Origin of the sequence: Archangium sp., from assembly GCF_036388035.1 — a bacterium.
Lineage (GTDB): Bacteria > Myxococcota > Myxococcia > Myxococcales > Myxococcaceae > Archangium.
On the sequence record NZ_DASVSO010000519.1, the window covers coordinates 1 to 7,653 of the forward strand.

Sequence of the window (7,653 nt, forward strand, 5' to 3'; positions counted from 1 at the left end):
CATGGCGGTGGCCAGGCCGAACTCCCACACGGCGGTGAGGCCGATGAAGCCCATGGACAGGAAGCCCGCGGCGATGACGAGCTCGGTGGCCAGACACGGCCCGGCCGCGTTCGCCATGGCCTCGACGAGGGCACGCGCGTACGGCGTCCCCGAGCGGCGGCGCTCCTCCAGGTCCGACAGCACGTGTACCGTGTCCGTGAGGGACACGATGAGGATGACGATGGGCGCGAACGAGGTGAGCACGCCAAAGGGCACGCCGACCCACCCCATCGCCCCCACCATCCACAGCCACGCCACCACCAGCGTCGCCGCCGTGACCAGCACGGACCAGAGGTCGCGGTAGGCGAAGGCCACCAGCCCGAGGATGACGAGCAGCGCCAGGGGCAGCAGCAGGCCCATGTCCTCCTCGATCATGCGGGCCAGCGTGGCGCGTACCGCCGGCGCGCCCGAGAGCGTCAGCTTCAGCTCCGGCCCCGCGTGGCGGGCGAGCAGCTCCCCGGCCTGGAGGGAGAAGGCGCGCTCGGCGAGAATCCGCTCGACCCCCGCGCCCGACGCGAGCGACACCTGCACCACCGCGAGCTCGCGCGTGGGGTGGACCAGCACGCGGGCCAGCGGCTCCCGCCGGACTCGCGCGAGCGCCTGCCGCAGTCCCTCCACGCTCCCGCGAGACGCCTCGGGGAAGAGGAGCCCGTCGGCACCCGGCGCCGAGGCAGGCCCCACCACGTGCCGCACACGGGGCAGGCCGCGCAGCTCCTCCTCCAGCTTCGCCAGCGAGGCCAGTCCTCCGGGCGTGAAGACGCCCGGGCCCTCGGTGATGACGAATACCTGCGAGTCCTCGCCGGGGAAGGCGCGCCGGTAGCGATCGAAGTCCGTCTTGGCCGCGTCCCCCATGGGGTGCATCCGCTCGATGGAGGGGTCCATCGGCACGCGTGCGGCACCCAGGCCCGCCACCACGCACAGGGCGAGCAGGCCCAGGCCCAGGCGCCCGCGGTGCGCCAGCAGTCGCTCGAAGAGGGCGAGCCAGGTCACGAGCGCTGCCTACGCCCACCCGACAGGAAGTACAGCATCTCCTTGCGGAAGCCGAACGGCTCGCGGGCGTGCGGCGGCAGGCCCACCGGGGCGGAGGAGGTCTCCGGCTCGGGCCAGCGCACCGTGCCGAAGACGACGTCCCACACCGTCAGCGTCCCGCCGTAGTTGCCCTTCCCGTCCCGCCGGTGGTGGTGGCGGTGGAAGGCCGGGCTGATGATGAGCCAGTCCAGCCACCCCAGCGAGTACCCCTGCGCCGAGTGGTGGTACGTCAGCACCACCGAATACAGCGCGAAGTAGAGCTGCACGGACACGGGCGAGAAGCCCAGCGCCGCCAGCAGGGCCACGAGCGCCGAGCCCGACAGCACCACCTCCAGCGCGTGCGTGTGCGTCACCATCCAGACGCTGAAATGCTCCTCGCGGTGGTGCTGGAAGTGGAAGCGCCACAGGAAGGGGTGCTGGTGCTTCACCCAGTGGCTCGTCCAGCTCACCAGCTCGGCCACCAGCATGCAGGCCACGAAGTCCGCCACGGGGGGCAGCGTCCCCGGCCGCATCAGCGTCGGCAGGTGCGCGTGGAACCAGGAGGCCGCGGACTGCACCACCATCGTCGGGAAGAAGCTGGTGACGAAGAAGGCCCAGTTGCGCCGTCGCCTCGGCCCCGCGCCAAAGCTGTCCGCCCGGAACTGCGGATTCCTCAGCTCCAGCAGCACCAGCGTCAGCATCGCCAGGGCCGTCCCGGTGTGAATCATTCCCACGGTGTTCATTCGTGAACGAGACTTGCACGAGCCGGGCCGGGGCGCACCACCCTCCCCCTCTCCTCGGGCCCCAGGTAGGACGCAGGCGCACCCGTGCAGGACGTGACACAGAGCCCGTGCAGAGGGAAGCACGGCCAAGGTCTTCACCAAGGCGTACCCGGCTTGCTACAGCGGCCAGCCGCCCTGGAATGCGGTGGGACCCGCTCTGCCCTATACGGACAACTGACGATGGCCACGCCCATGAGCCACCTGCTCGAAGAGGTCTCCCGCGACCACTTCCCGTGCCCCCCCACCCCCCCCGAGGAGCTCGAGGCGTTCGAGCAGCGCGTAGGATGGAAGCTGGACCCGGACCTGCGTGCCTTCTACCTGCATTGCAACGGGGCGGAGTTGTTCAAGCAGCGGCCAGGTTGCCCTTACCGCATCCTCCCGTTGTCCGAGATCATTCGGGCGCGGGTGGCCATCTACGACGAGGATGACGACACATGGGGTCCTGCCTCCGTGTACGCCCTGTGCTACGTGCAGGACGGCGATTACGTGTTGGTGGATGTGGGCCACCCGGAAAACGGCCGCTATCCCCTCACCGACGGCTGGCATGAGGCCTGGCCGGACCCGAAGCAGTGCGGCCAGATCGCCCGTTCATTCTCGGAGTTCTTGGAGGCTGCACTGCGGAGCAAGGGGCGCCAGTTCTGGTTGAAGCGTGCAGCCGGACGTTGATTGCCCGGCAGTCCTTTGATCCTGTTCTCGCGGACCCCGGGTATCCTCCCCCCATGCTCTCCTCACGCCCTGCCGCAGCTTCCTACGTGCTCATCGACGCCGAGAACGTCGACTGGGCCGTGTCCAATGTCGTGGGACGAAAGCCCGAACCCCAGGATCGGATGCAGTTCGATCGCCTGGTGGCCTTCTGTGAGAACCACTTCCCCGCCCCCGTGCGCTGCATCGTGGTGCTGAACGCCCGGGGCGAGCAGCTGCCCGACGTGATGATCGGCTTCGTGCGTGCCCTGAAGACCGCCGGCTGCGAGGTGGCGCTCCTCTATGGTCGGCCCGACCAGAAGGTGGTGGACCTGGGCATCCTCAAGCTCCTGGAGGCCATCCGCACCCAGCGCCCCAAGGCCGCGGTCGGGCTCGCCAGCCACGACGGGGCCGACTTCGCGGACGCCCTGCGCCCGCTGCTCGAGGAGAAGCGGCAGGTGGCCATCCTCGGGCTGCGCGAGTACGTGAGCCAGCGGTTCCGCGAGCTCGTCCCGGCCGGGCTGGAGATCCTCGACCTCGAGCTGAATGCCAAGGTGTTCCAGCGGCCGCTGCCGCGCCTGCTCCCGGTCCGCGTGGACGAGTTCGACCCCTCGTTCTTCCTGTAGCCCGGCGCCAGGGCCTCACCGCGACGCATCCACTCGTCCAGAACCGCTCGTCTGCCTCCAATTGGCAGACGCCTGCCTGGCCGCTGGCCCCTGAGAGCCACGGCTGGGACGTCGTGTGCGGAGAGTGGCAGCTCCGTCCGTTTCGCCTTGAATGGACGGAGCGCTGCGCGATTGCATGAGTCATGGCCCTCTATGAGTTGACCCCGACTGCCATCACCCCTCTCTCCGAGACCACGTTCGCTGAGTCTGGCGTACTCGAGCGGAGGGATCTCCAGCGCCTCCTCCGGGACGCCATAGAGGTTCTCTCGCCCGAGACGCTCGTCATCACAGAGGAATTTGGGGACTGGGAGGACAGCCACCGCCGGATCGATCTGCTCGGGTTGGACCGCAGCGCCAACCTCGTGGTGATCGAACTCAAGCGAACCGAAGACGGTGGCCACATGGAGCTTCAGGCCCTCCGTTACGCGGCGATGGTATCGGCCATGACCTTCTCCAAACTGGTCGAGGTGCATTCCGACTATCTCGCTCGGATTGGCAGGGCGGGGGAGGATGCCAAGCAGCGAGTCCTCGATTTCCTCGGGTGGGATGAACCGGAGGAGGAGAGCTTCGCCGCGGACGTGAAGGTGCTCCTGGCCTCGGCGGATTTCTCCAAGGAGTTGACCACGACCGTCATGTGGCTGAACGAGAGGGATCTCGACATCCGCTGCGTCCGGCTACGGCCCTATCGGTTCAAGGACAAGCTCCTGCTCGACGTGCAGCAACTCATCCCGCTTCCAGAAGCGGATGCCTATCAAGTGCAGCTTCGCGAGAAGGCGACCGAGCGCCGACAGTCGCGCCGACAAGAGGGTGGGCCGGACTTCACCCGGTATGACCTCTTCTGCGCGGGACAGCGCCATCCCAACCAGTGGAAGAGGAACATGGTGTACGCAGTGGTCCGTGCAGCGATCGAGCGCAAGATCCCGATCGCCGAGCTGCCCGTTCCTCGTGGGAAGTGGCTCGTCGTCTCGGGAAACTGCGCGACGAAGGCCGAGTTCGAAGCAAAGCTCCAAGTGGAGCCCGAGGCGGGGACCCGCGCCTACCACCCCCGCCGCTGGTTCAATGCCGACGATCAGCTCCTGCGGGCGGAGGGAAAGACCTACTGCCTCTCCAATCAGTGGGGTGACACGACGTTCCCGGTGATTGATGGGATCGCCGCCCGCTTTCCAGAGCTTGGAATCCGGTACGAACGCTCGGCGGGACAGGAGGAGTAACGCTCCCCCGCGCCGTCCCTCACCGCGCCACGGGAGCGGGGGTCTGCGCGACGGGGGCCTCGTCCTTCTCGCCCCCGGGCGTGAAGAGGGCCAGCACACAGGTCGTCACGGCGCAGGTGCCCATCACGCCCACCATGGAGAGCATGGTGCCATCGTTGAGGAGCCCGACGAGCGCGGATGCCCCGGCGGACGTGGCGAACTGCGCGGCGCCGAGCACGGCGGACGCCAGCCCCGCCCGGGAGCCGTGCTCCTCCAGGGCCAGTGCCGTCATGTTCGGCCCCACGAAGCCCAGGCTCGAGATGAAGAGGAACAAGGTGGGGGCGAGGGTGAGGACACTCCCCGTCCCGGTCACGGCCAGCCCCACGAGGACGGCGCCCGCCAGGACCATGACACCCGCCGCCGCGAGGGCGATTCGCGCGGGAGAGAACCGGGAGAGCAGCCGCCGGTTGAGCTGCGAGGCGGCGATGAGCCCGAAGGCGTTCATCCCGAAGAGCCAGGCGAAGCGCTCCGGCGAGACGTGGTGGATGCCCATGAACACGAAGGGCGAGCCAGAGATGTAGGCGAACATGCCCGACTGCGAGAAACCACCGGCGAGCGTGGCGATGATGAAGCGCCGGTCGCCGAGGACGGCGCGGAGGTTCGTCCCCAGGGAGCTGGAGCTACCCGAGGGCCCGACGTGGGGCGCCGTCCGCGGAATCACCGCCACCGAGAACACCAGGGCGACGACGCCGATGACGGCGAGCACCGTGAAGATGGCCCGCCACCCGGCGAGGCCGAGGACCCAGCCCCCGAGGAGCGGCGCGAGGATGGGCGCCGCCCCCATGACCAGGATGAGCAGGGAGAGCACACGGGCGACGTCACGGCCCTTGTAGAGGTCACGGACGATGGCACGCGCGATGACCGGTCCACAGGCCCCGCCCACCGCCTGGAGGAACCGGAGCGCGATGAGCCACTCGATGCTCGGCGCGAACGCGCAGGCGGCGGACGCGAGGATGTAGAGCACGACTCCCGCGATGAGGGGGCGTCGGCGTCCGAACCGGTCCGAGAGCGGGCCGTAGGCGAGCTGGCCGAGTCCCAACCCCGCCATGAACGCCGCCAGGGTGAGTTGGACCGCCGTGGCGGACGTCGCCAGCTCTCCCTGGATGGTGGGGAGGCTCGGCAGGTACATGTCGATCGACAGCGGGCCGAACGCCGTCAGCGCGCCCAGTACGAGCGTCAACAGCACATGTCGCGGAGGCGAGGAGGGAGTGCTCATTCCAAGCTCTCTAACGGTCGACGCATGGGTTGACCAACGACCTCCGGGCGAAAACACTGTTTCGCCAGGAGAACAATCATGAGTGCATCCCTGGACGACCTCGTGGCGATGACCGTGTTCGCCCGTGTCGTGGAGGCCAACTCGTTCTCGGGGGCCGCGGCCCGGCTCGGCATCTCCAAGTCGGCGGTGAGCACCCGCGTCACCGCGCTCGAACGTCGGCTCGGCGTCCGGTTGCTCCAGCGCACGACGCGTCGCCTGTCCGTCACCCAGGAAGGCGCCCGGCTCTACGAGCGCTGCGTCCAACTGCTCTCCGTGGCGGACGAAGCCTCCGATCTCCTCGGTAACGTCGGCACCCTCCCGGAGGGCACCGTGCGCGTCGCCGCCCCCGTCGGCATCGCCCTGCACCCCCTCGCCTCCATGCTCCGGGCGCTCGCCGAGCGCTACCCCCGGCTGCAGGTGGAGCTGTCCGTGTCGGACCAGCAGGTGGACATGCTCGCGGAGGGCTTCGACGTGGCGTTCCGGATCCGCCCCCATCCCCAGGATCGTTCACTCATCGAGCGTCGGCTCGGAACCGAGCGGATGGTCATCTGCGGCGCCCCCGAGTACGTCTCCCGGCGTGCGCCGCCCCAGGTTCCGCACGACCTGATGCACCACAACTGCCTGCGCATGAAGGGCAGCAAGTGGACCTTCCGGATGGAGGAGGGTCCTGTCGTCATCCCCGTGTCGGGCACGCTCGTCGTGGACGACATCGCCGTACTGCGCGAGGCGACGCTCGAGGGCGTGGGGCTGGCGCGGCTGCCCTGGTCGCTCGTCGACGTGGACCTGCGGGAGGGACGGCTCCGCACCCTCCTCGAGGCCTACGCGTCCGATGTGCTCGACATCTCGCTGGTCTACCTTCAGCGCAAGCACCTGCCCCACCGGGTGCGCGTGTTCATCGACTTCATGACCGAGCACTTCCGCAAGCTGTTCCGAGGGGGTTGAAGCCCCTCGACGGTCACTGGAAGCGCCAGCCCACGCCCACGTCGAGGACGGGCACGAGCTTCAGGGTCTGCTCGGGCTCCAGTCCGGAGGTGGCGACGAGTCCCAGGCCCAGCTCGAGGAGGGGCCCCGCCGTGTGGACGAATTGGAGGCCGCCATCGAGGTGCACCGTCCTTCCATAGAGCTGCTGGTAGGAATACCCACGGCCCCATACCGGCTCATCGGCGCGAGCGGGCAGTCCCAGGTCCGCGAAGGACAGGTGGCGCCCGAGGCCGAAGAAGAGCTCTCCGTGCAGTTGCTCCCACGGCGAAACCCGGGCGCTGAGGGTGCGCAGGGGGACCTGGAGCCGGAGCCCGACATCGAGTCCGGGCCCTCGCGGGTCGACGCCCAGGTGCACTGCCCAGTGCTCCAGGAAGATGGCCGAGCCCACCACGGCCAGTTCCCCTCGTGAGCCGAGGACATCCAGGCCCAGCCCCAGGCGCAGGAGCCGCCCGGTGCCCTCCTCGGCTCGCGGGGCCTGTGCCTGGGCTCCCCCGCCCTTGGGGACCTCGCGCACCTCGGGTCTCCAGCGCCAGCTCGTGAAGTCCGGATCCTGGGTGAGCGAGGGCTCGGCCGCGAGCGCCGCGCGCAGCACCTCCTGGACCTTCTGGCGATCTCCCACCCGGTCATAGGCCTCGGCGAGACGAAGCAGGGAGCGAACCCGGCCACGCTGGGCGCCCACGTCTCCGGGCCGCTGCGCCAGCAGCTCCTCGAAGAGCCTCAGCGCCATCCCCGCCTCTCCCACCGCCAACAGCCTGAGCGCCTCTCCCCTCCTCCACTCCCGCCTCTCCTCCTCGTCCATCTGCTCCGGGTCTCCCTTGAGCAGTCCCACCGCCAGCGCCTGCGGCTCGTACCTCAGCCCCGCCGCCCCCACGCTCTGTCCCCCCTTCACCGTCACCCTCGCCACCCCCATCCCCTCCCCCTCCACCCTCTTCACCCGGGACGGCCCCGGTGCCAGCCCCACCGCCACCGCCCCCTCCGCCCTCGTCCTCCCC

At 69.3% G+C, this 7,653-nt stretch carries 8 protein-coding genes; 4 read left to right on the forward strand and 4 right to left on the reverse strand.

All coding sequences use genetic code 11. The annotated features are described in order from the left end of the window. Together VF697_RS20950 and VF697_RS20955 are read right to left on the reverse strand one after the other, a co-directional pair. The coding region (locus VF697_RS20950; protein ID WP_331097651.1) for an MMPL family transporter at positions 1–1,029 on the reverse strand (1,029 nt) is incomplete at its 3' end. Beyond that, a complete protein-coding gene (locus tag VF697_RS20955) occupies positions 1,026–1,775 on the reverse strand; it encodes a sterol desaturase family protein (RefSeq protein ID WP_331097653.1) in 750 nt (249 codons plus the stop codon). The genes VF697_RS20955 and VF697_RS20950, both read right to left, overlap by 4 nt. A gap of 234 nt (positions 1,776–2,009) precedes the next feature. Here VF697_RS20955 and VF697_RS20960 point away from each other — a divergent pair, with 234 nt between their 5' ends. From VF697_RS20960 to VF697_RS20970, 3 genes are all read left to right on the forward strand, one after another. Then, positions 2,010–2,495 carry an SMI1/KNR4 family protein gene (locus tag VF697_RS20960; protein WP_331097655.1) on the forward strand — a complete coding sequence of 162 codons (486 nt, stop codon included), beginning with the start codon at positions 2,010–2,012 and terminating at the stop codon, positions 2,493–2,495. A gap of 53 nt (positions 2,496–2,548) precedes the next feature. Beyond that, positions 2,549–3,136, forward strand: a complete 588-nt coding sequence (locus VF697_RS20965; RefSeq protein WP_331097657.1) for an NYN domain-containing protein — start codon at positions 2,549–2,551, stop codon at positions 3,134–3,136. Positions 3,137–3,318: 182 nt separating this feature from the next. Then, entirely contained in the window at positions 3,319–4,386 is a 1,068-nt protein-coding gene (locus VF697_RS20970) for a hypothetical protein (RefSeq protein ID WP_331097659.1), read from the forward strand. A 19-nt stretch (positions 4,387–4,405) separates the two neighbouring features. Here the strand turns inward: VF697_RS20970 and VF697_RS20975 are convergent, their stop codons facing one another. Further along, on the reverse strand, positions 4,406–5,641 hold the full coding sequence (locus VF697_RS20975) for a multidrug effflux MFS transporter (protein WP_331097661.1): 1,236 nt from the start codon (positions 5,639–5,641) through the stop codon (positions 4,406–4,408). A 78-nt stretch (positions 5,642–5,719) separates the two neighbouring features. On the opposite strand from VF697_RS20975, the gene VF697_RS20980 reads away from it, so the two are divergent. After that, on the forward strand, positions 5,720–6,622 hold the full coding sequence (locus tag VF697_RS20980) for a LysR family transcriptional regulator (RefSeq protein ID WP_331097662.1): 903 nt from the start codon (positions 5,720–5,722) through the stop codon (positions 6,620–6,622). Between the two features lie 13 nt (positions 6,623–6,635). Here the strand turns inward: VF697_RS20980 and VF697_RS20985 are convergent. Beyond that, a partial coding sequence (locus VF697_RS20985) for a tetratricopeptide repeat protein (protein ID WP_331097664.1) occupies positions 6,636–7,653 on the reverse strand: 1,018 nt, incomplete at its 5' end.